Consider the following 25,241-nt stretch of genomic DNA (forward strand, 5'->3'; position numbering starts at 1 on the left):
GCCGGAGAGCAGCCGCACCGGCGGCGGCAGAAGTGAAAGCGCTGCAGACCCCGTTCTGCGCCATGACTTTTAGTTCGCTAAGTGACCAGGATCACATAATGGTAATTATCCCGCGGCCGGTGGGGGCCAGCCCTCTCCATCCCGCCGGGCCATCCCCTTGTCAGCACGAGCCATCTTCCCTACACTTGCGATCAGATATCGGCTTCTTGTCGGTACGTAAGCGTTAACGTCAATCAACGCATCACGCCATGCAGCGCTGATTGTCTGCATGCCCTGGTGCGAGGAACTCATGCCGCAACCCGCTTCATCGTCATCATCCATCGCGACCCCGCGTCGCCGTTTGCATCGCCCTGTTTTGCTGATCGTTGGCATCATGCTGATCGCGGCTAACCTGCGCGCCGCCCTCACCAGCGTCGGCCCGCTGCTGGAACAGATTCAGCAACAGCTGGCGTTGTCCGCCACCGCCGCCGGCCTGATCAACTCGCTGCCGCTGATCCTGTTCGCCGTCCTCTCGCCACTCACCCCGGCACTGGCGAAACGCTTCGGAATCGAACGCACCCTGGGCTTTGCCCTCGCACTGCTGGTTTGCGGCATCGCGCTGCGTTCCCTGCCGCAAGACGCCATGCTGTGGCTGGGAAGCGTTCTGATCGGCGCCGCCATCGCCTTCGCCAATGTGGTGCTGCCAACGCTGGTGAAAAGAGATTTTCCTCATCGCGCCGCCGCGATGATAGCGGCCTATGCGGCGGTGATGTCACTGGTCGCCGCCATCGCCTCCGGTCTGGCGGTGCCGCTGGCTTCCCTGGCCGATCTCGGCTGGCGCTTCTCCTTGCTGTGCTGGGGATTACCTGCGCTGTTGGCGCTGTTGATCTGGTTGCCGCAGCTGCGGCGCACAGCCATACCCGCAGCCAAAGAGCCACAATCGGCAGAGCCGCAACGCTATCGCTCTCCCTGGGGCAGCGCGCTGGGCTGGCAAGTGGCGATGTTCATGGGGCTGCAATCGATCGCCTTCTACACCATTATCGGCTGGTTCAGCGCCTTTGCCGTCAGCCACGGCGCCTCAGCCCAGCAGGCGGGCTTCGAGCTGTTCGTTTATCAGGTGGTGGCGATCGTCGCCAACTTTGTCATGGTGGTGATTTTGCCGCGGGCGCGCGATCAGCGGGCGATAGCGCTGGGCAGTTCTCTGCTGATCTTTATCGGCGTCGGGGGATTATTGGTGCAACCCGCCAGTTCACTGGTGTGGCTGACGTTTGCCGGGTTGGGAGCGGGGAGTTCGCTGGTGCTGGCACTGTCGTTTTTTGGATTGCGCAGTCAGCATCATCATCAGGCGACGCTGCTGTCGGGCATGGCGCAATCCGTCGGTTATCTGTTGGCCGCGCTGGGGCCCACCTTATTCGGCCTGTTGCACGATCTGACGGAAGGCTGGCGCTGGCCGTTGATCGCTCTGCTATGCCTGACCGTCTTGCAAATGCTGTTCGGCGCGCTGGCCGGCCGCAGCCGCGTGATCGGCTAACGTCGCTGAGCGATGGGCCGCGCCGCTTCGGGGGCGGTATCCTGCCATAAATCTTCAATAAAGGCGCGCTGCTCATCGCTCAGCACCCATGAAGGCGGAATTTTTTGACTGCGCGCGACGCTGAGCGCCCTCACGGTTTTTAGCCTGCTTCTTGTTCACGAATCGTCTTCCTGCTTAACCTGCTAACTCAGTAACCAGTAAATCACGGCAGCGGTTAGCAGCCAGAACAGCCCACTAACGATAAACACGCATAGCCATGCTTTACGTTTGATATTTGATCCATCCTTGCTCACCACAGCGCCCCTAACCAATAGATTAAACCATTCAAAATAAAATTATTGATCTATTTTAACGATCAATAAAGTCGTTTTTTCCTATGGAAATTTAAAAAAATGCTGCTACCCATAGGTCTGCATTGCCGAATCAGCCAGAACGGCACCGTGGATATCACTGTTATCGGCAGGCGAGAACGTGTTTTGATAGGCGAACGAATGCGCAGTGTGCCACACCTTTAAAGGTCAAAATTAAACCACCAGTAAATAATTCAAACATCAATTATTTGACTGGTCGTAAGCCAAATCGGCAGCAGACAGCATTGGAGGAGGGAGAGAAAATGAAGCGACGCACTGAAATAATGCGCGGGAGAAGCGCCGGCCCGTTTTGGTCTGGCACGGGCCGGCGTAAGTTAACCGATCCTGCTGACGGAATCCCGGCTGGCGTGTTCACGCTCGCTGCCGGTCAACTCGCGTAAATGGCCTGAGCGCATCTCCAGCAACCGATCGGCGTGTTCGAAATAGTGATCGTCATGGCTGATGGCGAACACCGTTTTGCCTAACGCACGCAGCGCCGGCAACAGTTCGCGATAGAAAATGCGCCGGAACTGCGGATCCTGATCAGCGGCCCATTCATCCAACAGCAAAATATCGCGTTGTTCCGCCACCGCCAGCAACAGGGCCAGACGTTTGCGCTGCCCCTGCGACAGTTGCGGGTTGGTCACTCTGGCGCCGTCGAACTGCAATTTGCTTTTCATATTCAACCGTTCAAGCCAATGCGCGACCAGCGCCGCATCAGGTTCGCCGCCTTCCGGTCCTTGTAAACGATCGAACTGATGAAAATCGGTGAAAATCGCTGAAAACAGCCGGCGATAGTCCGGCATATCCGCCGCGGTCTGTGCGACACCATCCAGAACGATGTGCCCGCTTACCGGCCGATACAATCCGGTCAACAGCATCGCCAGCGTTGACTTGCCGCTGCCGTTGCCGCCGATAAGAAACACCAGCTCACCGCGCCGCAGCGTCAGATTAAGCGGCCCGACGGTAAAACCGGGCTGTTGTTCCGCATCTGCATAGTGAAAAACCACGTCGCGCAGCTCCAGCGTCTGCCAGGAACGGCCAACGGCGGCTGGAAACCCCGGCTGATACTCGGCCAGACGTAGCGCTTTCAGCTTGTTGAAGGCCACTTCGGCGCCGACCAGCGTCGGAAACGCCCCCACGGCCTGCAGTAAGGGCGTGCGCAAGAACAGCAGCGTCAGCGAGTAGGTCGCGGCCACCGTCGAGTCCGCCCATCCCAAACTGTTGGCCATAAAGAACACCAACCCGATCGCCCCCAACATCATGATGTTTGACCAATTGAGCGCACTCAAATGGAAGGTATCGGCGCGAATGATATGGTAGCGATAGGCTTGCGCGTCGGGCTGATAGGCCTGCTCGTATAACGCCTGCGCCCGTTTGCGGTTCAACGTCAGTTCCTTACGGCCGTCAATCACCGATTCATAACGATGATAGAGACGCTCTTCTGACTCGCGCAAACTGGCCATATGGCGATAAACCCGTGACACCAGGCAGCCGCTACCCACCACTGTCACCGCCACCCAAACCGCCGTGACCGCCAGCATTTTCGGCGATAACCACCCCAGATAGGCCGCTGCCCCCAGGGTCAAAATCACCCCTTGCACCAATTCGGGCAAGCGCACGAAGGCGATGGTGATATTGCGGATGTCACTGGACAGACTGGCCAGCAATGAGGCGCTGCCTAACTGTTCGAGGCGCTCGATCTCGGTATCCAGAATGCGCTTCACCAGTTGCCCACGCAGCCGATAGACGAAGTAATGGCCCAATGTGGTCAGCGCCAGCTGTGAACCCAACGTGACCGCTATCAACAATGCCAGCAGGGCGAGAAACATCGGCAACACGGCCAATGGGTTGCCGCTGACGTCCATCAGATATTGATTGATAAAAGCAATGATACCGATGCCTAAACCGGCGCTGGCCATGGTCAATGCCATAACCGCCAGAAATGGCCAACGATACTGGCGATAAACCACCCGTAACAGTTCCATGAACAAACCTCTGAAGTCGCGATCTGGCAGGCATTGTAAGCGGCGTGAGAATGAGATCAAGACGAATTCTCATCGCAGCTTATCAAGCACCGGTTGGGGTGAGACGTTATCGCGGTTGCCGCCTGCCGGCGGCCAATTCGCAGCATCGTTCGCTCTGGGCGCTAAATATTCGCCAATTAAATAATCTGCTAAAGAAAATAGATCTATAAAATCAAAATACATTCACTAAAAAAATAACAAAAATAAAAAGATAAAATAAACCCATGCTTTGGAAAATAAAATTATTTATTTTCTTTGCCGCCTATTATGTTCCAATGCTTTAATAAAACTTCATGATGGAAATCGCCAGTACCAGATACGCAGGAAAGGAAAATGAAAAAAAGGAAATTCCTTAGCCAGATTGAAATTGAACAACTGATTGCCGCCGTGCATGAGGGTAAAAATAGCATTCGAGATCGTTGTTTACTATTAATGTGCTTCATTCACGGCTTGCGGGTGAGCGAACTGCGATCATTACGCCTGCAAGATATTGATCTTACCTCCCATCGGATCCATATATCTCGGCTAAAGAACGGTTTTTCCGTTCAGCACCCCATTCAGCCGCGAGAACGACAGGCGCTGTTAAACTGGCTGGCCCAGCGGGCGAACTATCCTGACGCCAATTCCCCATGGTTATTTCTGTCGCGCCACGGCGGGCAAATTTCACGTCAGCAACTGTATCGCCTAATGAGAATGTACGGTGAAATGGCCGGTATTAGCGTTCAGGTTCATCCTCACATGCTGCGACACTCCTGCGGTTACGCGCTTGCAGATAACGGGGTCGATACGCGCTTGATTCAGGATTATTTAGGGCACAAAAATATCCAGAATACGGTGATCTACACCGCCACCAATGTAGAGCGATTCCGCACGATCAGCATTTAATCTTACGATGGAAATAACGGTGCAGGCGCTCATCTTCTTTTAACATGCGCATCGAGTAAGGTAAAAAATATCGGATGGGAAAATGCAGCCCGGCACGTCAACAACGGTCTAATTCAGCACTATTCCAACGCCGAGCTGCTTTCATCCACCCGCCCAGGGGAACACTTGTTTGATTGTTTTTTCAACGCCTATGCTACCTGCTTATACCCTGTCATTAACGATTAAGTCCCCTTTGACCACTTCCCGCCAAATTGTCGCGTAATATTGCCGTGCAATGAAAATAGTTCGCTGTCATTCTTCACCTGCAGTTTGCGCATGGCGCTGCATTTATGCGCGCTGATCGTCTTGATGCTGCGGCGTTGCAATTCGGCAATTTGCCGCAGGCTCATGCCGTTGAACAAAAAGGCCAACACATCAGTCTCGCAGCGAGTCAGCTTTCGGGTGAACACCTCATCTGCGCTAACCGAGGGTGCCAGAAAAGTCCCTATCTGTGGGCTCAACACTCGCTCCCCAAGCAAGACCCGATTAAAAAACTCCGCCACCAGCGGTAAAGCGTCATCTCTGGCGACGATGCTGACATTGGGCTGAGGCAACAATCGCCCTAACTCTTCTGCATTACGGCAACGGGTATAGGCAATCACCCGTAATTCGGGCAGTTGCGTGCACAGGGCCAGCAACGCTTCCCTGCCCTTAGCGGGCGTCTCATCTTCACCGTCCAGTTCGGTAATCAGCACGTCAGCCTGCTGATAGACCACGCTATCCACTACCGCACGTACGCTGGTTTCCTTTACGACGACTTTTATCTGGGTTGGCAGCGTTTTTAAAAAACTGGCCAGCCCTTCCAGCGTCAATGGACATCTGTCCATTAATGCTATGTTCAGCGGTTGCTGACGCCATAAATGCATAATCTGCTCCTATGCTTGCTTGCCCACGAGACCTCGTGCGCTTGCCTAGCGAACCAAGGATGAACCTTGCGCAGCCATCCATTTCCCCTGAAGATACAGTTCACCATCGCTGTGAAACCCCAGCTTCAACATCGCATTGCGTTTATGGGTGCTGACGGTGCGGATATCACGGCACATGGTCAGCGCCACGCTGGTCACGCTCTTACCGGAAAACAGTTGGGTCAACACATCCAGTTCCTTCGCCGTCAGCGGTTTATCGGCGCCAGCCTCATGCAATTGACGTTGGCGTACCCGGTGGCTGAAGCTGCAACTGCCTGTCAGGACTTGCTGAACACAGTGGGTCAATGCAATAGCCGGTTCCTGCTTCAGCATCAGGCCGCGAATGCCGGAAGCGATGAGCTGCCGCAACAGCCTCGGTTCATCCAATGCCGTACAAATGACAATCGCGGTGTCCGGCGAGTTTTCCCGCACCTCGGCGATCAGCTTGAATCCCTCCAATACCGACTCTGATTGACCACACAGCTCCATCACCAATAAACGATGCGGATGCTCAGTCAATAAGGCTCTCAGTTCCACCAGATTCGCCACCTGCCGAATGTTTCCAGGTTGGAGACCGCAGGATTCAATCAACCGGTTTCTCATCCCCAGAGCCGTCATGGCGCAGGGTTCCATGACAGCCACGGCGCCCGCCGCTTCATTGCCCGCCGCCAAGGCCATTCCATTGGGATAATTGATTTTCATATCATCACCTTAACTCTGTCGTTAACCTTCCGCCCACGCCGGTCCTTTTGTCCCATTGCCTACTGATAGACAAAAGTGACCTGCAGAGCGCCGTCTATTGAACCTGGCGTCGATCCGCCATGGGTGCTGTATGCCCGCGCACGCAAATCGAATCTGGCATTATTCGTCGCGCGATCCACCAGTTGCGTCATGCTCTTGCCATTGCCCAGGTTGGCCCCTTGGCTATTCTGCAACTCAATTTGCACCCGACGAGAGCCGCCGTTGCTCTTGTACAAGCTGGCGCTTTCCTCGGCGGGCGTCCCGCTGAAGGTCGCGACGACAGAGGTGGTGGTGCTTGGGCAGTTTTTTAACGTCAGAGGAAGCTCTATCCAGGGGCTGAAAGCCCCGGACGTCGCCAGGGTAGCAGCGGAAATATCGTCTCCCAAATTGACGGACACAGTGCCGTTCGCACCGTCGATTTCGCAGGGGGCGGCTTTAATGTTGCCGCTAATCACTATTTTCGATACCGCGTGCGCCGCCGGTACGGTCAAAAGCAACGCGCCGGTCAGCGCCAGGTTGCAGCCAAAACGATTACACATTTTCACCATAATCTGCTCCTTGTCGTTAAACGCAGGGGCCCGTCAGCCCGCTGCCGTTGAAATATCCGTTTATTGGATTTCGGCCTGAATGGTCGCCGTGGCATTAAACTGCCCCACTGAAGGGGCTTGCCCGGTGGTATTGATCGGATACACGCTGATCTGAGAACTGCCCTTTTGGTCGGGATAGTTGAAGTCATCGATGGGCAAGCGCCCGCTCTGCGGCCGTATCACATTGCCCTGCATATCCTTAATCATCACGCCGATATCGCGGTTGCTGGTCTTCAGCGCCTCCGGCATGTTGCCGTCGGCCTCGCCGCGAAATGACAGACTGACTTTGACGCCCTCGGAAATATTGCGACAAGACAGCGTCAGCGTTCTCTCTTCCGGTGTGAAACGAGGTGGCATCGCGCCTTTCGTTTGGAAATGGGTGCTGACGATATCGCCAAAGTCGATCACCACCGTCTGGGGACTGATCTCGCAACTCTGCGGCACGGTGACGGTCCCGCTCATAGAGATGGTGGAAACCGGCGTATCGCTTTTCACGCCACTCACTACCGATACATACGTTTCCACCAGTCGGGTATTCGGGATCGCCGTCACGCCAACGAAGGGCCGACGGAAATACAGATGAATGCGCCCACGCGCGCCGCTGTTGTAGGGCGAACGGGCGCAGGATTCATCATCGCCATCCATGCTGGTCTTACGGTTAGTCTCATTGGTAAAGGGTGCAGCAAGGTATTCATTGCGCTGCCCCGCCACGAAGACCTCGCTGGCGACGCCCAGATATTCGTTCAACGCGTAATACGTCAATCCGCCCTCCTGAAATACCGGGTTGGTCAACAGCATTTTGGCGGTGATGTAAGAAGCCGTGCGAGCGGTACATTCGCATTTCACATAATACGAACCGGGCAAGTTCCATGCGTTCTTATCCGCGTTCTTGATAATCCGCCCCGTCACGTTTTGCGATGGGTCGCTTAAGCTTGGGGAAAAGGCAAATGAAAAGCCGTGCGTTCCTGATATCGGCGTACACTGCCCTGGCGCCGCCTGCACCTGCTGTACAGCCAGTATTGCGCACGCCAGCAGCCCACCGGCGATCGCCCTGCGTTGAATCGATATTCCTGTCGCCATTGTCTGCACCTTATAAACACAGTCCGTTAACGAGACGTATTCCGCCGCTCTCTGGCTGATTAGCCAATTGATAGTTAGCCTGACACTGCTGAGCCGCGTCATTGCCCCACTTAACCTGCAGCCGGCCACTCTCCGCCATGCCGGCCAAATAAACCTGCCCGCCGTCACCGACAATGCCGGCATTATCAGAGGGGCTATTGAGATTGCTGACGGTGGCGCCGAACGGCACCGGATTGCCACTGCGCGTCAGTAACGTCAGCAACACGCGGGCACCGACATCCGGATTGAAGCTGGCACGCACCACGGCGCCACGGGTTGGGATCACCGTTTGGCTGCTCAAGGTCATATCGACATCCTCGGCGAAAGACTCGCCGTCCAGGCCGACGATATTGCGCCGATAAGGCGTCAGGTAAGGCACAACCGCATAGCCGCGCCAGTCGGTGCTGACCCCGGTCTGGTTCAAAACATCCACCCCTGAAGCGCCGGGCGCCTGCACTAATGCCACCGTATCGCCCAGCGGCTGCGACAGCGTGACGCCGTTTTGGTGCACCAGAACACCGCCCTGCACGCCGTAGCTCACCTGTTGGCGATGGCGATCGTAGCCATACCCCAGGTTCCACTCGGCGAGGGCGCCTTTGTAGTCCGCCTGAATATTGCCGTTCGCCCCCACGCCCCTGCCGGTGTAGCCCTGGCTGATGCTGTAGTTCAGGTTGTTGCCCGGCAAAGCGGTGCCGCTCAACCCAAGATTGTTGCTGGTGGCGCCGTTGCGGCTGGCGTTCATGTTGTAGGTGGCGTAGCTGCCAGGCAGCCATTTGCTGAGCGGCACGCTGACGTTGAAAGCCACGATATGGTCGCGAATATTGCTGCGGTTGCCGTTGTTGTCATACCCGTTCTGGCTGAAGGTGTAATTCAGTCCGTAACTGACAGCTTCCCAACTGTTGTTGTAGCTGAGGCTGACCGACTGCGAACGACGATTGTCATTCCAGTAGTCTTCGTTAAACAGGCTGAGCGACAGCGTTCCTCCCAGATCCCACAGGCTCTGGCTCATCGTCAACTCGGCACGGCTCTTTTTGTGATCGTTATAGATCGCGCTGTTGCCGCCGTAACTCTCCAGCGCCTCTTGCAGGTTATAAAAACCACGCGTGGAATAGCGGTAGCTGGCCAAGCTGAAGTTAGTGCCGGTTTCAATGAAGTTTTTGCCGTAACGCAGGCGCCATGATTGCCCTTGCTCTTTCGGCCGAGTTTCCTGCTTGGTCCATGCCTGAGTGACATCAGCGGACAGCGCCTCCCACCGCCCCCATGTTCTGCCCCCACCGCAGAAACCAGAGACTGGTACTTACTGGCGGCTTGCACGCCGCCGCTACAACGTGGCCCCCCACGGCAAACCGTAGATGCCGGTGGCCTGGCTGAACGGACGTTCATCAACGCCGCCGCTGTATGAACGGTATTTCCCGCTGGTCAGGCTGTATTTGAAACGCCCTTCGCGCTGAAGCACCGGCACCACGGCGTAAGGCACCACGAAATGTTGCTCCTGCCCGTCAGCCTCACGCACGCTGACGTTCAGATCGCCGCTGCCGCCCGTGGGGTACAGATCGGTAATTTCAAACGCACCCGGCGGCACATAACTTTGATATATCACGTAGCCGTTTTGCCGGATCACGATTTGCGCGTTAGTGCGCGCAATCCCGCGCACCACCGGCGAGTAGCCCTTCATGCTGTCCGGCAGAATGTCATCTTCAGAAGCCAATTGCCCGCCGCGGAACTGTACGCTGTCGAACACCTCGCTGGACGTTGTGCTGTCGCCCAGAGTCAGGCGGCTTTGCAACGCAACAATATCGCGCTGCAGATAGGTATTGATTGAACGCCAGGATGAAGCGCCGCCGGTGTAGTGATTCCAGATGGAATAGTTACGCAAACGCCAGGCGCCCCAGTTAATGCCCGAGCGCAGATTGAGGTAATAGTTATTGTTGTTCTGCCGTTCGCTGTCGCGTGTTTGGCTATTGGCGCCGCTGAAGTTGTAATTGACCAACAGCGCCGGTATGCCGGAGTCCCATTTATCCGGAGAAACATAATCGCGCGCATTTAAGTTCAATGCCGCTTGCGGAATGCTCAGATTCAATCTCAGCTGATTAAACAGGAACACCGCCGAAGCCTGAGGAATGGCCTGCGCCAGATTGACGCAGCGCTCCTCCGCCGCGATCGCCGGGAACATGGAGACTCTCACCCCCAATTCGGCCAATTTTTCCGCGCTGAAACAAGGCTGCAGCGCTTGCTTTCCGCCAGCCGTCGGCATCAGCCGGAACTCGACGTCGAGACTGTCAACCTGTTCGCCGTTAAGGTAAAGATCGACCCGATAAGTGCCGGGCGCCTGGCTGTTGTTTTCCTCAAATACGGAGAGATCGGCGCCGCGCAGCGCCGGGTTGTCAATCTCTAACAGCGCCGGGTTGAAGTAATCGCGCGCATGCGCCGCACCGATTGGATAAAGCAGCGCCACCTGGCAAGACATCAAACCGGCCAAAATCGATCGTGTCCCTGGTAAACCAATGCAATTCGGGTTATTCATCCTTTTAACTCCCTGTCCCGATTGGCTCAGCCGCCTAAAATTCAGGTAGGCCGAACGCCGGCCCCAGCGTTACTCCGGGGCCAAAAAACACGCATCGCGGCCCGGCTATAACGTGCCGGTAAAGGTCTGGCCGGTTCCGCCATAGTCGTTGATGATTTGCCAGCTCAGGCTGCCTCCCCCACCTTGCGCCATCGGTAACGGAAAACTGGCGGTAGCTTGCGGCGCAACCATGGTGTTGCCGGTAATGGCACTGCCGTTCAGCTTCAAATTAAAAAAGGTGAGGTAATAGGGTGAAGGGTTGGTCACCTGCAGCCGATCGCCGCTGCGCCGCCACGTCACTTTGCCGGCCGCTTCTTCCGGATTGCCGGCCAGCCCCTGGGGACGATAAATCAGCTTGATGCGGGTCTTGATCGCAATTTGCAGCGTGTTTTCTTTCTTTTCTACCGAAGGAATAGACTTCACATTCAGCCAATACAGCGATTCTCTGTCCGTCGGCAAATTGCCGCCCGCACGCACTACGCGCAGCAGGTTATTTTGGCCGCCGTCCAAGCGAAACAACGGAGGCGTGATGATGAAAGGCGCTTTAGCGCTTTCACCTTCTTGAGCATCGACCCAGGATTGGATCAAATAAGGCACCGCATCCGGATTATTGATATTCAGAGCGGACTCTTTTTACCCCGTCGTATATCAGCCGAGTCCCGCCCACGATCACGCCGGCCTGAGCCGGAGCCCAAAGCGCCATCAATAACGCTGCCGTCAGCGCAAAATATCCCGCTTTCATTTTGTTACCTTCCCCGATGAATAAAGAGCCAGAGACGCAGCCTCTGGCCCATTTTTCTAACGCTCACACCGACATAACGGCGTGAATTTACTGATAGACAATAGTGAAGTTGGCGGTGGCGTTCGCACTACCGACAGAGACGGTGTCGTAAGCGAAGTAGCGCGCCACGAAGCCCAGAACGTTGTCTTTGTTCTCTGCCAGCGCATATACGCGGGAATCGTTGCCGATATTGAGTACGTTGCTGCCGTCGTCCAGCAGCTGTACGCCAATGCCGCCTGCCACCCCAGGGGTGCCGGCGCCGGTCAGTTTCAACAGCCCGGACTGACCCTGCACCTGAGTGCCATCAAAGCGAACGGTAGCGCCAGTCACGGTGTCCGGGCAGTTTTTCAGGATCAGGTTGAACGCTTTGGCGCCAGCGGTGGCGCCAGCGTTAGGAAACGCATCTTTAGCGATTTTGCCCAGAGCAACCTGCTTGTTCTGGGAATCCGGATCGACGGTGCAAGACTGATCGGTAATGGTGCCAGTGATATTCAGCGCGCCGTCAGCAGCAAATACAGAGGTGGTAAATGCAGACGCGGTCAAAACAGCTACAGCCAGCAGATTCTTTTTCATCCTACTTTCCTTAAAATTATGCAAAATATGCATGGTTTTATTTCCGACATATCCTTAATGTCATTCCCTTTTATTTAGTTCCACGAAGAGCAAATACCCTTGACCAAACTTATTGATGGCCTAAGGCTTATTCACCCAAACGATTCATTTTGAACTAAAGTGACTCCTTTGGTTTTTAAAACCAAAAAACAAATAAAAGACAGAATTTAAAGCCAAATAGAAAACAAAATAACCTCAAATCAGACCAAAAAACCAAGGGATTGGCCGATTGATTTAAACTGACTTTTCTTTGATTAGGATTTTGCTTAGATGGCTGGAGTGCGGAAGAAATGAAACATGAACACAACGCTATGTTTTTAAATAAAATTTTCCTTTATCAGGCAAAGTGAGCGTAGGAATATTGACATTGTTTTTACGCGTCCTTACAGTATGTTTCAGTTTAGTTCAAAGTGACTCCTTGTCGTTACTCTATTAAATCGCGCTTACCAAATTTCTTTAAAGCGCTGTGCATTGCTGGCGGTATAAATCACTGTATTCTGAATATTTCGGTGCCCGAGGTAATCCTGAATTAATCGGGTATCGATACCTCGGTCCGCCAACGCAAATCCGCAACCATGCCGCAGCATATGCGGATGGGCGTTAATCTCCAGTTTCGCCACCTTACTGTAATGACGAAGCAGGCCGTAAATACGTTGGCGCGACAAACGCCCGCCCCGATTGGAAAGAAATAACCATTCCTGATCGGCCCAGCGGTGTTGCCGGCGTTTATCCAGCCAACGCCGCAAACATTGCCTTTCTCGCAGATACAGCGGATGCACCGTGGAAAAACCATTCTTCAAACGATGAACATAAATGTTACCGCCTTCCAGATCGATGTCCGACAAACGCCATCCCCCAATTTCGCTGGCGCGGCAACCATGAATAAAACACATATAAATCAGACAATAATCGCGTTCTGGATTCTTTCCATGCAGCGTGACCTCAAGCAGTCTCTCCACTTCAGAAGGCGTCAGATGTTTACGATTAGACATACAACCTCTATTACTTTGATCGGAAAAATGTGGCTGTCATTTTCCTTTTACATCACCACAATGGACACTCAGGGTTTCCCCTGGCTATGGATAGGTTCCTGCATCCAGCGCGGAGTATAACGGATTTGCCAAACGCGAACAGTGTACAGGGATTAATCCCCCTTCAGCGCCTCCCTTGAGGCCCCCTCATTAATCAAAACCGCAGCTCAACTGCCACCATCAGAAATAATAAGGACGGCATACTTCCCGATTCACTTTAGTTTGCGTTAATACTTCCATTTCACACATGCGCTGAAATTGGCAAACAAACCGACAAAACAAAGAAAAATCCTAATAAAATCGCGAGGCGCCATGGGTTTCAAAGCGTTATACGGCTCGTAAAAAAACGAAATAAATCCGCCGGCGCGAACGTATCTTAACCAAACTGATAAGTATTAATCTTTATGTGAATCGATAAGAGGAACGGTCAGGGCAGGAGGAAATAAAGTCACGATGGGGAATAACCCAGGCCTGACCGCATCACACGGCCGCCTGGGGGAGAATTATTGACTGGTCATAACGTGACACAGCTCGCCAAGGGTCAGGTCAGGCCGTTCGATAAACATTTCCGCATTGAGCGTAATGCCGAACTCACGCCTAACCAGCAGCATCAACTCCATATAATCCAGGCTGTCCAACCCCAACTGTTGCAGCGGCATATCGGCCGACAGCAGCGTTCTGTCCAATCCTTTGGCTTCATACAACAGGCCGCAAATCGCCTCATACAATCGATGATACTTTTCCATAGGCCCTACCGTTATTCATTGTGATAACCAAATACCAGCGCCGCATTAGCACCGCCGAAACCGAAGTTGAGACTCATGACATTGCGCAAACGACCGCGACGATGCCCCTCGCGAATATAATCAAGATCGCATTCGGGATCGCTCTCGTGCAAATGGCAGGTTGCCGGCATCATTTGCTGCTGCAATGCCTGTAGGCAGACGATCGCCTCAAAGCTGCCGGATGCGGCGAGCAAGTGCCCGGTATAGGATTTCGTGCTGGAAATCGGCGTGCGATAAGCATCGCGCCCCAGCGCCGCCTTGATCGCAACGGTTTCGTTCACATCGCTTTGCGCCGTCGACGTGCCATGCGCATTGATATAGTCGATCTCATGATTGCTTAGCCCCGCCTGCTCCAGAGCCCGTCGAATGGTTTTCACCTTGGCCTGCGGATCCTCCGCCGGCGCGGTAAGATCAAAAGCGTCTGAAAAGTTGCCGTATCCCTTGACCTCCCCCAGTATTGTCGCGCCGCGCGCTAAAGCCGCCTCTCGCTCCTCAAGACACAACACGGCGGCCCCTTCCGCCAACACGAAGCCGCTGCGCTCCCGGCTGAACGGGCAACTGGCCTTGGTGATATCCTTTTGCTCCCGACTCAGCAAACGCAGCGCGTCGATGTTCCATATCGCGCCATTGCCGCTCAGTGATTCCGACGCGCCGGCCAACATCATTGAAGCGCGGCCGCTGCGGATCACCTCAAACGCATCGCCAATCGCGATGCCGCCGGTCGCGCAGGCCGCCGCCGGCGAGCCCTGATAGCCCCGCAGCAACCAATGTTGGCCGCATATGGCGGTCGCGATATTGGGCATCGCGTGAAAACAGCCAAACAGCTGCCCCATGCCGGATTGCAGATAATCCGCATTGTTTTGCATGATCTCATCCTGGCCGCCCCAGCCGCTGCCGATAATCGCCCCGCACTCCAACGATGAATAAAAGTGCGCAGGCCCCACAAAACTGGATGAAAACGCCATGTCGACCGCCTCCGAGGCGGCGGCCAGCGCCAGCCTGGCGAATCTGGGCAGCCGGCGGCTTACCCGCGCGGCAACACCTTCCAACGCCGGTTCGGCCTCCAGCAAAGCAAAAAAGCGCGCGTGGATCCCCGCCGCCGATTTATCGTGATAGCGATAGGCCAAACGGTTGGCCATGATAGCCTGCCAGTTTTGCTGCGCGTTGCCACCCAGCGCGGTGACGGCGCCGTAACCGGTGACCACCACACGTCTTGTATTCCGTTCTTTGTCCATGCTTACTCCCCTTGCCCGGATGCGAAAGCCTCGTTGCCGCCCAGCGCCAGCCAGAGCTGCATCGTGGCGTTCAGGTAGCGATATTGCAGTGCCGACAGTGAATTCTCGCTGGCTAACACCGCCTCTTGCGCGTCCAGCAACGTTTGCAGCGCGACGGAACCGGCCTGATATTGATGGCGGGCCAATGCCACGGCTTGTCGTCCCATCGCCAGATGCCGCTGCTGATTGCCGATTTGCCGCTGCGCTTCCAGACGTTCCCGCATGGCGCTGTCTACCTCAGCCAGCGCGCGGTAAACCGCATCGCGAAATTGAATCTCCGCGCGCTGCGCCTGCAACGCCGCTTTGTCGCTGGACAAGCGCATCTTGCGCCACTCGATGAACGGCAGCGTCAACGTCGCACCCAGCGAGCGCGAAGGTTCACTGAACCATTGGCGGAAAAGCCCGCTGCCGGCATCCAGTGCGGCATCCAGACTCAGCGTCGGATAAAAACGCAATGTAGCGGCCTCCGCACCGGCCAGCGCCGCCCGCAGGCGCCGCTCCGCCGCCTGCACGTCCGGCCGTCGCGCCATCACCGCCGCCGGCAGACGTGGCGCAATGGGCACCTCGTTGATCGGTAGCGCTCGCCTTTCGCTGTATCGCAGCAAGGGTGAACGGCCGAACAACAGCGCCAGCGAGTTGCGAGCGTCTTCCCGCTGCCGTACCAGTTCATCCCGTTGATTCTCCCGCGCCAATAGGTTTTGCTCCGCCTGCAATAACTCGAATCGGCCGACGTCGCCGGCGGTGTGACGTGCCGCCACCAGCCGTACAGTCTCGCGCGCGAACGCCACCGCCTGTTGTTGATGGGTGACTTGCTGATTCAAATCGGCGATCTGCCAATACCCGCGAGCGGTAGCGCCGATCAAAGTCAACGCGGTATTGCGCCGATCCAACTCCGAAGCGACGGCCAGCCACTGAGCCTGCTCGCGAATACGCGCCAGCTTGCCCCATAAATCCAGTTCATAACTCAATGACAGCCCTGCGCGGTAACTTTCTTGCGGCCGCGCCGCGCCGCGCAATGCCTTGGTATTGCGGCCACTCAGGCTGGCGGCCAGGTCGGGGGTCGCATTGCCGGCTACCAACCCGGCCTCCAACATCGCCTCACGCCACTGCAATCCAGCCAGCGCCAGATCCTGATTCGCGATGAGCACGCCATCGATCAGCGAGGAAAGCTGCGGATCATTGAAGTTTTCCCACCAGGCGACGCCTGCCCGCAATGAACCTGAACGTTCATCGACCACGCGCCACTGCTGCGGCAACGACGGTGGCGCCGTGGCGTCGATCGGCCGCCCTCCGCAAGCGCTCAAAGACAGCATGACCAGTCCGTAAATCCAAAGTCGGTTCATTCTCGCGCCAACGCCTCCACCGGCTGCAGGCGCGCGGCGGCACGGGCTGGAAAGAAACCGAACCCGACGCCGATCAACGCCGAGAACCCGCAGGCCAGCAGCAACGGCGGCCAGGTAAAGATCATCGTCACCTGCGGCGCCAAGCCGCTCAGAATCCCTTTAACCAGCGCGGCGCAGGCGATCCCCAACACGCCCCCCAGGCTGCAGATCACCACCGCCTCAATCAAAAATTGCCGCATAATGTCTTTCTCAGCGGCGCCCACCGCCAATCGAATGCCGATCTCATGGGTTCGTTCCGTCACCGAAACCAACATGATGTTCATCACCCCCACCCCGCCGACCAGCAGCGAGATGGCGGCAATCGCGGTAATCAGCAATCGCATGGAGTCGGAGGCACGCTGAATGGATTGCGTCAGCTGATCGTCGGTCAGTGTGAAAAAATCCCGCCGGCCATGTTCTACGGTCAAACGCCGGGTCACATCCCGCCTTGCCGCTTCCAACGTCAATTTTTCATTCACTCGCATCACAATCGATTCCAGCGGCATATCGCCGGCGATGCGGCCAGTCAGGGAGGTATGGGGCAGCCAGGCAAGCGGTTGAGAACCGGCGTATTGGGCGCCGCGGCGCTGCGCGACGCCGATCACCCGATAAGGCACACCCGCGATCAGCAAAACCGCGCCCACCGGATCTTGCCGGGAAGAAAACAGAGCCTGTTGCAGCAAGGTATCGATCACCGCCACCGGTGCGCGGTCACTCAGATCCTGCGCAGTAAACAGGCCACCGGAAAGCAGCCGAATGCCCTGCGTGCGGAAATACCCTTCGCCGACGCCCATCACGGCGAGCGGCACCTGCTTGCCTTCGCGCACGGCCGACAGTTGAGTGCTGATAACCGGCGAAACGCTGTCGACATAAGGCAAGGCCGCCAGCAGCGCTGCATCCCGCGCACTCAGCGAACGCGCAAAATCGGGACGCGTTTTTTCCCATCCCAATCCGGGACGAATGTCCAACGTGCTGGAGCCGAGCTGGCTGATTTCCCTGAGGATGCTTTGACGCGTGCCTTCACCGATGGCGATAGCGGAAACGACCGCCGCAATGCCGATGATGATGCCGAGCATCGATAATAATGCCCGGACCCGATGCCCTAATAATGCCCGCCAAGCCATGCCGAGCGCCTCTCGCAGCGCCGCCCAAGGGCTCATGCGTTTCAGCGGCGCAGCCAACGCCAGCGGCCTCTCGAACGCAAAACGCTGTCGAGCGGCATCGTGGCGACGATCCGCCACGATCTCGCCGTCGCCGATCTCAATGATCCGCTGCGCCTGCTCGGCGATCCGCCGATCGTGCGTCACGATGACCACGGTGTGTCCGACTGCGTTCAGCTCATGCAAAATGGCCATCAGCGCCTGACCGCTGGCGCTATCCAACGCGCCGGTAGGCTCATCGGCCAAAATGATTTCCGCGCCGTTCATAAGAGCTCGGGCAATACTGACCCGCTGCTGCTGCCCACCGGAAAGCTGCGCCGGACGATGGCCACCGCGCTGCGCCAACCCGAGGCGAGCCAACAAATGCGCGGCCCGCAGGCGGCGCTCGGCGGCCGGCATGGCGGTATACAATGCAGGGATCGCCACGTTCTCACCGGCCGTCAGATAGGGCATCAGATGATAGCGCTGGAAAATAAAGCCGATATGCCGACTGCGGAGCCGCGCCAGGCGATTGCCGTCGGCTTGCCCAATCGCCACCCCGTTGATGTACACGTCCCCCAGAGAAGGCTTGTCCAGACAACCGATAATATTCATCAACGTCGATTTTCCGGAGCCGGAGGCGCCGACGATAGCGACCATTTCTCCCCGCTGAATGCTCAGGGAAACGCGTTTGAGGACCGTGATTTTCTGCTCTCCGGCTTGAAACTCGCGCGAAACGTTCTCCAAAACGATAATGGGATCCGTGCTAGCTGACATGCTCACCCTCCGTATCTGACTGGTGTTCCAGCAGCACTTGCTCACCCACTCTCACGCCTTCCAACACTTCCGCATAGCGGCGATCGCGCTTCCCGATGCGCACGCTGCGCGCGACAACCCGCTGGCCTTCCAACACGCTGATCTGATAGCGCTCGCCATCCAGAGCCTCTCCCAATGCCGCCATCGGCAGCCGCACCACCCCCGTGGCGCGTTCGGTAATGATGAATACCTGCGCCGTCATCGAGGTGCGTAATCGGCGTTCGCCGTTGGCGACGGCAAATACGCCGTTGTAATACACCGCCGCCGTTTGCTGGCTTGAATTTCTGCCCAGCGGGTCGGCTTCCAGCGCTTCTGCCGGCGCTTGCTGTATCGCGCCCATGACCCCCTCATATCGGCGGCGGGGATCGGCGGCGACATAAAACCACAGCGGCTGCCCCGCCCTCACCTGCAAGATGTCATTTTCCGATATGCGGGTATGCACCATCATCGTATCCACGTCTGCCATCACCAAAATGGTCGGTGCGCTTTGCGATGAGACGATGGTTTGCCCTTCCTGAGTGACGATACCCAGCACTTCGCCGTCGATAGGCGCGGTAATACGGGTAAAAGCCAGGTTGGCTCTCGCCGTTTCCTGCGCGACTTCGGCCTGAACGATCTGCGACTCGTTCACTTTCAACTGCGCCAGTTGCGCGTCGTGCTGCGCCTGCGCTTTTTCCAAATCGCTGGCCACGCCGGCACGATCTCGCGCCAACGCCCTTTGCCGCGCCAACTCCAGTTGGTACTGCTTGAGCTGCGCCTGACTCGCCAATTTCTGCGCCTGCGCGCTGCGTAATTCGGCCTGCGACTTGCGCAGTTCGTTAAGTTGCAACGTCGGATCTATCTCGGCCAACAGCTGGCCCTGAGCCACTCTGTCCCCCGGTTTGACATACAGTTTTTTCAGTTGGCCGTTGACCTGCGCGCCAACGTTCACCTGCCGGGCCGGTTTCAAAATGCCGGTAGCCAACACGCTTTTTTCGATGTCGCCGCGATCGACGCGCGCCGTCTGCGGCGGTGATACGTCAGGCGCCCGATTCAACCCTAACAGCCCGCCGGCCAGCCCCCCCAACACGATCGCCACCAGCGCCACACGCCGCCAGCGTTTCTTTCCGGGCACGTCACTCCACCTCAGCACAGTCATTCATCCTGGTGTCGACGGCGGCCAACAACCGGCCCTGCGACAAGTGCAGCACCCGATCAAACAACGGCAGCAGCCGCGGGTTATGCGTCACGGTCACCAAGGTTTTACCCTTCTCACGGCAATGCGCTACCAGAGCCGACATCACCGCCGCAGCGGTTTTTTCATCCAGATTCGCCGTCGGTTCATCCAGCACCAACACCGGACAACGGCTGTACATGGCACGCGCCAGCAACAGACGCTGCCGTTGCCCCAGCGACAGCCCGGCATGGCTCTCTCGCACCAGAGCGTTCACGCCTCCGGGCAGCTGCGCCACCGCATCCGCCAGCCCCAAACTGCATAGCGCCTGTTCCACTTGTCTCTGCTGGCCCGGCGCCGACGGGGCGAACAGCGTGACGTTTTGCAATACCGAGGCATTGAACAGAATGTCCTCCTGGCTTTGCAGGAAGAACAGCCGCTGCGCGGCGGCGTTAGCCAGCACGCGGCCATCCAGCGTCAGTTCCCCCCGCTGCGGCGTCAACAGACAGGCGAGCACCTTCAGCAAGGTGCTCTTGCCCGCGCCGGAACCGCCGCAGATGGCGATACACTCGCCCCGTTCCAGCGTCAGCGACAGGTCGCGCAAAACCGGTTGGCCGGCGTCGTACGCGAAGCTCACCCCCCGATACGCCAACTGCACATCAAAATGGTTCACGCTTTCGTCGCCAGACCCGGTACGCAGAGATACGGCAGGAAACAGATCCCGCGCGCGCTCATCGATCACGTGCAGTTGGTTTTTCTGCAGGACGGCAAAAAAGATCTTGCTGGTGTAAGAGGTAAAAATTTCGCGCAGAAAGCTGTAGGCGAAGAATGCCCCCAGACTGAGTTCGCCACCCTTTAGCAGCGGCAGCGCCAGCAGCATGAACACCACCATTTCCAGGCTGCCAATCAGTTGATAAATGCTGCCCTTGACCTGCTCATAGACTTTTTGCCGCTGCAGGCAGTTGAACAGCGAACGGGCATGCTCGGCAAAGCCCTCTTGCCGCTGGCCGGCGAGCCCGGCGGACTTGATGGTCGAAAACCCCTGAATGGTTTCCAGAATAAAATCATTCTGCGCCGCCCCTCTCACCTGCAGCTGCTGGGTGAAGTGGCGATCGCGATAAATGGCCCAAACGCTGATCGCCCCCATCAGCAGTACGCCGGCAATCGGCACCAGCGCCAACATCGGGCTCAAATAGCCCATCACCGCCAGCGCGATAGCAGCGATGATCCAGTCGGTGCGCAGGCCGTTATCCAGCTCGATTTTCTGGCCGGCGGCCATCTGCCAGCTGGTGAAACGACTGAAAATCTCGCCGGGCGCGCGCTTGCTGAAGAAATTCAGCGAATTTTCCAGCAGGCGGGAAAACCCGGCGGCGCCGTGCAGCAACACGAAGTTTTTGATAAAACGCTCGGTGATGATGCGCGCCATCAGGGCCAGCGCCGTGGATGCCACAAACGCCAGCAGATAGTAGGCGTAAGGAAACGCGACCTCACCGGCCATGGCGAACACCTGATTGATCGCGCTGGCGACCATCATCGGCATGATGAACAGCGTCAGCGAGATAAGAAACGTCATCGCCGCCAGGCGATAAATGCCGGCGATGCCGGCGGTATCCTTCAGGCTTAAACTGGCGAAAGCACCGCGTCGGTGGCTCCGCGCGGCGGGGGTAGTGGACGGTAAATCGTCGCGATCGAGCACCAATGCGTAGCCGCTGATTTCCGCTTTCAAAGCGGCGTACGGCAGCAGCTGTTGCCCCAACGCCGGATTCATTACGCACACGTAACCGCCCTGACGATATGCCAGCAATACATAGTGGCCCGCGCCGTAATGCAGAATCGCCGGTAAAGGCAGCGCCGCCAGATCCCGGTGCTCGAACGCCACCGGATAAGCCGGCAACGCCAGCTCCCCTAAAATGGCGCACAGCGTCGCCAGCGAAGTGCCGTGTTGCGAAGCGGGGTAACGCTCACGCAGTTCCGTCAATGGCGCGCGAACGCCCTGCGTTTCCGCCAGCATGGCGATGCAGGCCAGCCCGCACTCATTGATTTCGCTCTGCAAGACCGGCGTAGGGAGGGTGTTTTCCATGCGTAGTGATATCCCTGACTTATTCGTTGATAAAAAATAAAGAGTGCGAATGCCACAGCAACCAATCATCCGCATGTCGCCACAGGGTGCGCTCGACGATCTCCGGCACGGCGCGGCCGACCAGCTCTGTGGCAATCGGTTCTTCTATGTGAATGCGAACGCCGCGATCGTAATAAAGCGAATAGCACACCACTCGAGCCCGCATCGCTCGGGATAATCGAACGATGCCGCTATGCAAATGCGCTGGCCGGTTGAACAAACGGCAAGCCAGTTTGGCCGAGGCGTCCCGGGTGCTGTTCAAGGTGTAATCCGGCGTGATGTCCGGGAAGAGGATGATGTTGCGCCGATGCTCCGTCGCCTCCAGCAGCGCCTGCGACAAGGTGCCGGCAATATGCCGGGGATCGTCGTGAATCGAGCAATAGTCGAGCCGCTGCCGCCATTCCCCCTCAGGCGCTCGCCGCGCTAACGTCTGTGCGTCGCCGGAAACGATCACCGTTGCCCGCCCGGGATAAACGCCCGCGCCGACCAGCGTCGCCAGCACATCGGAAACCGTGTGCATCGGCGCCAACAACACCGGCACCCCGGCGCGATGCAGCGGCTCCACCACCTGATTGAGCTGTGAGGTGCACTGCGCCAAATGCTCCATCAACGCGGCGTTGCGGGCCTGGATCGCCGCCAAATCCAGCCATTGTCGCCGCTGCATCAGCCAGGCGAAGTCCAGCCTGCCGTCGCCCAACAGGCTTTGGCGATTCGCCTCAGCGACCGCTTGCCGGTGGCGAAAACGGCGTTGCTGCAGACCCCACCTCAACCGCCTCTGCATCTTTAGCCACAGGCGATAATCCACGCGCCGCAGCAGAGCGCACGTCAGACTCCGGCTCACCCCGGTGCGGACAGCCGAGAGACGCGCCACGGCGTCCAGGCCGTTACGCCAGGCCAGAAAGCCCCGAACCGCGAGCAGGCGCATCAGGGGGCCAGCGGCTTATCGTGCTGCAACAGCGACAGCAGTTGCTGGCTGAAAGCGGAAAACTCACGGTCTTGCAACGCCAGCCATTTGCGATTGACGATAAAGCTGGGGGTCGCGTTGACCTGGTAATAGCGGCTTACCGCCGTCATATACGCCAACAGTTCCTTGACCCGCTCTGAATCTCTGGTCCGCTGATAGGCGGCCTCGTCGATGCCGTTGGCCACCAACCAGGCGCTGAGCTGCTTTTCATCCGCCAGATTGAGGTTTTCTTTGATAATGGCGCGGTAAGCGGCGGGACGATGCTGCGCCTCGATCCCCATGACCGTCAGGGTGGCGAAGAGGGGCGCAAAGGCCGCCATGCCGGCGTGATCGTCGTCGCTGAGATGCAGGCGCACCAATTTGGCTCCCGCCGGTAAGCGTTTTTCCAGCTCGGCCACGCCGCTTTCGTTAACTTCACAATAGTGGCAGGCGTAAGAGAAGACTTCGACAATGGCGTTATCATCTTGCAATGGGCTTTGCTCTATTTTTTCCGGAGAGATAAAACTCAGGCTTTCCGCCGCCGGCGAGGCCATAACGTAATACTGGAAATAAAGCGCGGTCAAAAAAGAAGAGGCGAAAATAATGACGAGCGTGTAACTAAAAAACAGCAAAGGACGTTTATACATAGCAGACGCATCCTGCGCATAAATAAATGCTCACTTGAGCATGAGCGTTATAAATCAGAAAGGGAGATTGACGGTTCAGCGATAAAAAAGGAATTCATCTCCGTTATCAGGCGGTGCGCGCAAGCGCCCCGCCTGTCCATCACTAACCTAACTGCAAGCGTTCAGCTCGCATCAGCTCGGGATTGTCGGCGTGGAAGGGCAGCTCGCCACCGGCGCCGGATGATAGGTTTTTTTCACGCCGCCAAACTTATCGGCACAGGTGGTCACCAGTTGGCAAGTGCGGTTATTGCCACCGCCCACCCAGGCAAATTCCTTGGTACACACAAAAGTACCGCCGACGATGTTTTCCGCTTCAGACAGGTTGATTTTCTTCATTACAATATCCTTATATATATTAAAATATAAACACACTACCCATCACTCTGCCTGCAAGACAGAGTAATTCTTCAATACATTGAAAAACATTTAATTGATAACAATGAGAGCGCTGCGGGAAAAAGAATAGCCCTCTCACACAAGCAGATCAATACAATTATTTACACTGCACCGCAGGCTTAGTGGAATAAGTAACGTTTGATATAAGGATTATTCTAATTTAATTGCTTATAAAAACATGGAAGTTAATTTCACCCCCGGAATAGCCACGATTTATTTGAAGGATAATTCTCAGTTTAAGAGGTAATTAACCAAGAAAATTTCAGATCCGACCAGTTAACCGGTGCTGGAAACAGGCTGAAAAGATTGCTTCCTGCCGCGCCGGACTTACACTGGGCAACAGGACTCTCACTCTTAGGATGCCCATGCTCGCGACTCACGAATACGCCAACGACTTGATTCTGTTTGCCCTGATTGTCGACTGCGGCTCGTTCAGCAAGGCGGCGGAGAGCGCCGGCATTACCAGTTCGGTGGTGAGCAAACGCATCGGGCGGTTGGAAAAATCGCTCGGCGCCCGGCTGATGTACCGCACCACCCGCAGCCTGACGCTGACCGAAAGCGGCCAGGCGCTCTACCAGCAGGCCAAGGAGATCGGCGCCAAAGTGCAGGAAGCGCTGTACGCCGTCAGCGAAAAGAGCGAAGAGCTGACCGGCACCATTCGTATGTCGGTGCCGACCATTTCGGGTGAGCTGCTGCTGAGTGAAAGCGTGGCGGAGTTTTGCGCCCAGCACCCCAGCCTGAAGGTCGAGATGCGGCTGGAAAACCGCTTCGTCGATCTGGTGGAAGAAGGCATCGATCTGGCGATCCGTACCGGCACCATGCCGGACTCCAGCCTGATTGCGCGGCCGATCTTCGATTCCCGCTGGGTGATCGTCTGCTCGCCGGGCTATCTGGAGAACCACCCGGAGCCGCGCAATCCCGACGATCTGCTTAGCCACAACTGCCTGACCTATACCTATCAAGAGAGCGGCACCGCCAACTGGCTGATGAAGCGGCCAGGGCGCAACGAAATCTACGAGCTGCAGGTTGACGGCAACCTGTCGGCCAACAATGCGCGGGCGATCCGCAAAGCGGTAATCGGCGGCCATGGCATCGCCATGGTGCCGCGCTGCATGGTGTACGAAGATTTGCAGGACGGCAAACTGACGGAGATCCTGGCCGGCCACTGCGGCAAGGTATTGGGCATTTACGCCGTCTACCCTTATACCCGCAATCTGCCGTTAAAAACTCGCCTGCTGATCGAACATATCATCGGTTCCTATCAAAATATCAGCCACTACTTTTAAGTTTCCACTCCTGATTATTTCCACGCGTCGTAAAGTACCGCGTGGATTACCGCATTTTTGGACATGAACTCGTGAACATTAACGCCTAATTAATGTGATCCAGCGCATTCAT

21 protein-coding genes and 2 pseudogenes are annotated in these 25,241 nt (G+C 56.7%); 3 read left to right on the forward strand and 20 right to left on the reverse strand.

Going from position 1 to position 25,241, the window contains the following annotated elements:
• Positions 1–289: 289 nt before the first annotated feature.
• The gene (locus SERRSCBI_RS19245; RefSeq protein WP_042785284.1) at positions 290–1,510 is read left to right on the forward strand and encodes an MFS transporter; all 1,221 of its coding nucleotides are present in this window, start codon (positions 290–292) and stop codon (positions 1,508–1,510) included.
• Between the two features lie 182 nt (positions 1,511–1,692).
• On the opposite strand, the gene SERRSCBI_RS25290 is transcribed toward SERRSCBI_RS19245, so the two are convergent.
• Complete coding sequence (locus SERRSCBI_RS25290; RefSeq protein WP_071883595.1) at positions 1,693–1,806, reverse strand: YmiA family putative membrane protein; 114 nt, start codon at positions 1,804–1,806, stop codon at positions 1,693–1,695.
• 389 nt (positions 1,807–2,195) lie between these two features.
• Positions 2,196–3,848 (reverse strand): multidrug ABC transporter permease/ATP-binding protein, encoded by a 1,653-nt coding sequence (locus SERRSCBI_RS19250; protein WP_042785285.1) that lies wholly within the window; start codon positions 3,846–3,848, stop codon positions 2,196–2,198.
• A 372-nt stretch (positions 3,849–4,220) separates the two neighbouring features.
• Between SERRSCBI_RS19250 and SERRSCBI_RS19255 the strand changes: the two genes are divergently transcribed.
• Positions 4,221–4,772, forward strand: a complete 552-nt coding sequence (locus tag SERRSCBI_RS19255; protein WP_033644817.1) for a tyrosine-type DNA invertase — start codon at positions 4,221–4,223, stop codon at positions 4,770–4,772.
• 221 nt (positions 4,773–4,993) lie between these two features.
• Here SERRSCBI_RS19255 and SERRSCBI_RS19260 read toward each other — a convergent pair whose 3' ends face one another.
• The 18 genes and pseudogenes from SERRSCBI_RS19260 to SERRSCBI_RS19340 form a co-directional block, all read right to left on the reverse strand.
• Complete coding sequence (locus tag SERRSCBI_RS19260; RefSeq protein ID WP_042785286.1) at positions 4,994–5,677, reverse strand: response regulator transcription factor; 684 nt, start codon at positions 5,675–5,677, stop codon at positions 4,994–4,996.
• A 45-nt stretch (positions 5,678–5,722) separates the two neighbouring features.
• A complete protein-coding gene (locus tag SERRSCBI_RS19265) occupies positions 5,723–6,418 on the reverse strand; it encodes a response regulator transcription factor (RefSeq protein WP_042785287.1) in 696 nt (231 codons plus the stop codon).
• Between the two features lie 59 nt (positions 6,419–6,477).
• On the reverse strand, positions 6,478–7,005 hold the full coding sequence (locus tag SERRSCBI_RS19270) for a fimbrial protein (RefSeq protein ID WP_156965113.1): 528 nt from the start codon (positions 7,003–7,005) through the stop codon (positions 6,478–6,480).
• Positions 7,006–7,065: 60 nt separating this feature from the next.
• A complete protein-coding gene (locus tag SERRSCBI_RS19275) occupies positions 7,066–8,124 on the reverse strand; it encodes a fimbrial protein (protein WP_071883576.1) in 1,059 nt (352 codons plus the stop codon).
• A 10-nt stretch (positions 8,125–8,134) separates the two neighbouring features.
• On the reverse strand, positions 8,135–8,449 hold the full coding sequence (locus SERRSCBI_RS25180) for a FimD/PapC C-terminal domain-containing protein (RefSeq protein WP_255352677.1): 315 nt from the start codon (positions 8,447–8,449) through the stop codon (positions 8,135–8,137).
• A pseudogene (locus tag SERRSCBI_RS19280) lies at positions 8,423–10,687 on the reverse strand (fimbria/pilus outer membrane usher protein); the annotation flags it as partial. The gene SERRSCBI_RS25180 and the pseudogene SERRSCBI_RS19280, both read right to left, overlap by 27 nt.
• A 105-nt stretch (positions 10,688–10,792) precedes the next feature.
• A pseudogene (locus SERRSCBI_RS19285) lies at positions 10,793–11,468 on the reverse strand (molecular chaperone).
• Between the two features lie 87 nt (positions 11,469–11,555).
• Entirely contained in the window at positions 11,556–12,080 is a 525-nt protein-coding gene (locus SERRSCBI_RS19290; RefSeq protein ID WP_042785288.1) for a fimbrial protein, read from the reverse strand.
• Between the two features lie 482 nt (positions 12,081–12,562).
• The gene (locus SERRSCBI_RS19295; protein WP_033644811.1) at positions 12,563–13,111 is read right to left on the reverse strand and encodes a tyrosine-type DNA invertase; all 549 of its coding nucleotides are present in this window, start codon (positions 13,109–13,111) and stop codon (positions 12,563–12,565) included.
• A 542-nt stretch (positions 13,112–13,653) separates the two neighbouring features.
• On the reverse strand, positions 13,654–13,896 hold the full coding sequence (locus SERRSCBI_RS19300; RefSeq protein ID WP_033644937.1) for an acyl carrier protein: 243 nt from the start codon (positions 13,894–13,896) through the stop codon (positions 13,654–13,656).
• Positions 13,897–13,907: 11 nt separating this feature from the next.
• A complete protein-coding gene (locus SERRSCBI_RS19305; RefSeq protein WP_042785289.1) occupies positions 13,908–15,170 on the reverse strand; it encodes a beta-ketoacyl-[acyl-carrier-protein] synthase family protein in 1,263 nt (420 codons plus the stop codon).
• Between the two features lie 2 nt (positions 15,171–15,172).
• Positions 15,173–16,522, reverse strand: a complete 1,350-nt coding sequence (locus SERRSCBI_RS19310; protein WP_042785290.1) for an efflux transporter outer membrane subunit — start codon at positions 16,520–16,522, stop codon at positions 15,173–15,175.
• Positions 16,523–16,548: 26 nt separating this feature from the next.
• Positions 16,549–18,507, reverse strand: a complete 1,959-nt coding sequence (locus SERRSCBI_RS19315; RefSeq protein WP_042785291.1) for a MacB family efflux pump subunit — start codon at positions 18,505–18,507, stop codon at positions 16,549–16,551.
• Positions 18,497–19,618 (reverse strand): efflux RND transporter periplasmic adaptor subunit, encoded by a 1,122-nt coding sequence (locus SERRSCBI_RS19320; protein ID WP_369795938.1) that lies wholly within the window; start codon positions 19,616–19,618, stop codon positions 18,497–18,499. The genes SERRSCBI_RS19315 and SERRSCBI_RS19320 overlap by 11 nt, the downstream gene beginning before the upstream one ends.
• Positions 19,619–19,661: 43 nt before the next feature.
• Positions 19,662–21,779 (reverse strand): peptidase domain-containing ABC transporter, encoded by a 2,118-nt coding sequence (locus SERRSCBI_RS19325; RefSeq protein WP_042785293.1) that lies wholly within the window; start codon positions 21,777–21,779, stop codon positions 19,662–19,664.
• Between the two features lie 19 nt (positions 21,780–21,798).
• Positions 21,799–22,743, reverse strand: coding sequence for an ABC transporter (locus tag SERRSCBI_RS19330; RefSeq protein ID WP_042785294.1), 945 nt, complete (start codon positions 22,741–22,743; stop codon positions 21,799–21,801).
• Complete coding sequence (locus tag SERRSCBI_RS19335) at positions 22,743–23,408, reverse strand: DsbA family protein (RefSeq protein ID WP_042785295.1); 666 nt, start codon at positions 23,406–23,408, stop codon at positions 22,743–22,745. Before SERRSCBI_RS19335 ends, SERRSCBI_RS19330 begins: the two co-directional genes overlap by 1 nt.
• Positions 23,409–23,579: 171 nt before the next feature.
• Positions 23,580–23,783: a DUF4762 family protein gene (locus SERRSCBI_RS19340; protein ID WP_042785296.1), complete on the reverse strand. Its 204-nt coding sequence runs from the start codon at positions 23,781–23,783 to the stop codon at positions 23,580–23,582.
• 425 nt (positions 23,784–24,208) lie between these two features.
• Here SERRSCBI_RS19340 and SERRSCBI_RS19345 point away from each other — a divergent pair, with 425 nt between their 5' ends.
• Complete coding sequence (locus SERRSCBI_RS19345) at positions 24,209–25,129, forward strand: LysR family transcriptional regulator (protein ID WP_033652155.1); 921 nt, start codon at positions 24,209–24,211, stop codon at positions 25,127–25,129.
• The last annotated feature ends 112 nt before the right edge of the window (positions 25,130–25,241 follow it).

This window comes from Serratia sp. SCBI, assembly GCF_000747565.1.
Classification (GTDB): Bacteria; Pseudomonadota; Gammaproteobacteria; order Enterobacterales; family Enterobacteriaceae; genus Serratia; species Serratia ureilytica.

Excerpts from the sequence above, each read along its gene's own strand:
- SERRSCBI_RS19305 (WP_042785289.1), bottom strand. The coding sequence starts at position 15,170 with ATGGACAAAGAACGGAATACAAGACGTGTGGTGGTCACCGGTTACGGC.
- SERRSCBI_RS19340 (WP_042785296.1), bottom strand. The coding sequence starts at position 23,783 with ATGAAGAAAATCAACCTGTCTGAAGCGGAAAACATCGTCGGCGGTACT.
- SERRSCBI_RS19345 (WP_033652155.1), top strand. The coding sequence starts at position 24,209 with ATGCTCGCGACTCACGAATACGCCAACGACTTGATTCTGTTTGCCCTG.
- SERRSCBI_RS19260 (WP_042785286.1), bottom strand. The coding sequence starts at position 5,677 with ATGCATTTATGGCGTCAGCAACCGCTGAACATAGCATTAATGGACAGA.
- SERRSCBI_RS19245 (WP_042785284.1), top strand. The coding sequence starts at position 290 with ATGCCGCAACCCGCTTCATCGTCATCATCCATCGCGACCCCGCGTCGC.
- SERRSCBI_RS19250 (WP_042785285.1), bottom strand. The coding sequence starts at position 3,848 with ATGGAACTGTTACGGGTGGTTTATCGCCAGTATCGTTGGCCATTTCTG.
- SERRSCBI_RS19330 (WP_042785294.1), bottom strand. The coding sequence starts at position 22,743 with ATGCGCCTGCTCGCGGTTCGGGGCTTTCTGGCCTGGCGTAACGGCCTG.
- SERRSCBI_RS19295 (WP_033644811.1), bottom strand. The coding sequence starts at position 13,111 with ATGTCTAATCGTAAACATCTGACGCCTTCTGAAGTGGAGAGACTGCTT.
- SERRSCBI_RS19315 (WP_042785291.1), bottom strand. The coding sequence starts at position 18,507 with ATGTCAGCTAGCACGGATCCCATTATCGTTTTGGAGAACGTTTCGCGC.
- SERRSCBI_RS19300 (WP_033644937.1), bottom strand. The coding sequence starts at position 13,896 with ATGGAAAAGTATCATCGATTGTATGAGGCGATTTGCGGCCTGTTGTAT.
- SERRSCBI_RS19310 (WP_042785290.1), bottom strand. The coding sequence starts at position 16,522 with ATGCTGTCTTTGAGCGCTTGCGGAGGGCGGCCGATCGACGCCACGGCG.
- SERRSCBI_RS19290 (WP_042785288.1), bottom strand. The coding sequence starts at position 12,080 with ATGAAAAAGAATCTGCTGGCTGTAGCTGTTTTGACCGCGTCTGCATTT.
- SERRSCBI_RS19275 (WP_071883576.1), bottom strand. The coding sequence starts at position 8,124 with ATGGCGACAGGAATATCGATTCAACGCAGGGCGATCGCCGGTGGGCTG.
- SERRSCBI_RS19325 (WP_042785293.1), bottom strand. The coding sequence starts at position 21,779 with ATGGAAAACACCCTCCCTACGCCGGTCTTGCAGAGCGAAATCAATGAG.
- SERRSCBI_RS19265 (WP_042785287.1), bottom strand. The coding sequence starts at position 6,418 with ATGAAAATCAATTATCCCAATGGAATGGCCTTGGCGGCGGGCAATGAA.
- SERRSCBI_RS19335 (WP_042785295.1), bottom strand. The coding sequence starts at position 23,408 with ATGTATAAACGTCCTTTGCTGTTTTTTAGTTACACGCTCGTCATTATT.
- SERRSCBI_RS19270 (WP_156965113.1), bottom strand. The coding sequence starts at position 7,005 with ATGGTGAAAATGTGTAATCGTTTTGGCTGCAACCTGGCGCTGACCGGC.
- SERRSCBI_RS19255 (WP_033644817.1), top strand. The coding sequence starts at position 4,221 with ATGAAAAAAAGGAAATTCCTTAGCCAGATTGAAATTGAACAACTGATT.